General features: G+C 52.1%; 1 protein-coding gene and 1 pseudogene. One reads left to right on the forward strand and one right to left on the reverse strand.

Annotated elements, in window-relative coordinates:
• Nucleotides 1-396, forward strand: a pseudogene (locus OB13_RS20705) (glycosyltransferase family 39 protein); the annotation flags it as partial.
• Nucleotide 397: 1 nt separating this feature from the next.
• Here the strand turns inward: OB13_RS20705 and OB13_RS20710 are convergent.
• Nucleotides 398-793 carry a GtrA family protein gene (locus tag OB13_RS20710; RefSeq protein ID WP_461492084.1) on the reverse strand — a complete coding sequence of 132 codons (396 nt, stop codon included), beginning with the start codon at nt 791-793 and terminating at the stop codon, nt 398-400.
• Nucleotides 794-886 lie beyond the last annotated feature (93 nt).

The following is an 886-nucleotide window of genomic DNA, read 5'->3' on the forward strand; positions in this document are numbered from 1 at the left end:
CACCACAGCATGAAGCAGCCGCCGCTCTTCTACCTCAACCGCATGGCAGCCGAATACGAAGATTATCACCGCAATGAGAAGAACGTCTGGAATGCCTACAAAGCCGGGAAGCCACTGCCCGAAAATTTTGTAATGACCTACAGCCTGAACGGGGACAAATCCGTGGACAGCCTGACGGCTGAGATCAGCACTTATCCCCAGAAGCCGGACTATGTAGTGGTGGTAGGACAGGACGATATGGAGGAGCGTATGGCTAAGATCAACAGCCTGTACCCGCACCTGAAGCTGGAAACGACCCTGATGCCGTCGCTATACGACGATGTGCTGCACCTGCTCAACCCGCGTGTGCACAAAGATGAGCGGGTCAGCATCTACCGGATCCTGCAGGAGAAATAAACTACCGGGTGAAGGTATAGAGGTAGTTGAGAAGGAAATTCCAGACAAAGACCACTACTGTGGCGATGAACTTGGAAAGGTAGAAGTTGAGCTTTGCCTTCTCTGTGAGCAGGTATACGATCAGGTTGTTGAGCGCCAGGCCGGCCACCCCCACCAACAGGAATTTGGAGAACTGCCACCCGATCTCAGGGTCTGCGCTGTGGAATGTCCAGAGCCGGTTGAGGATGTAATTACTGGTGTTGGCAACTGCAAAACCCAGGCTGTTGGCGATGTACTTGTTCCAGCGGAGCTTTTCTTTCGCCAGGAAAGTTACCCCAAAGTCCAGGATCAGGCCGGAAAAACCCACCAGGCCAAACTTCAGAAATTTCAGTAAAAAAGCTTCTATACTTTCGGACATGCCGGCTTAGGGTGTGTGCTTATACTTCAGGCTCGCATTGGGGTGTAAAATTAAGGACTTTCCGGCGGCTACCAAAGCTGCTGCCACAAATGG

The organism is Pontibacter sp. HJ8, from assembly GCF_054824225.1.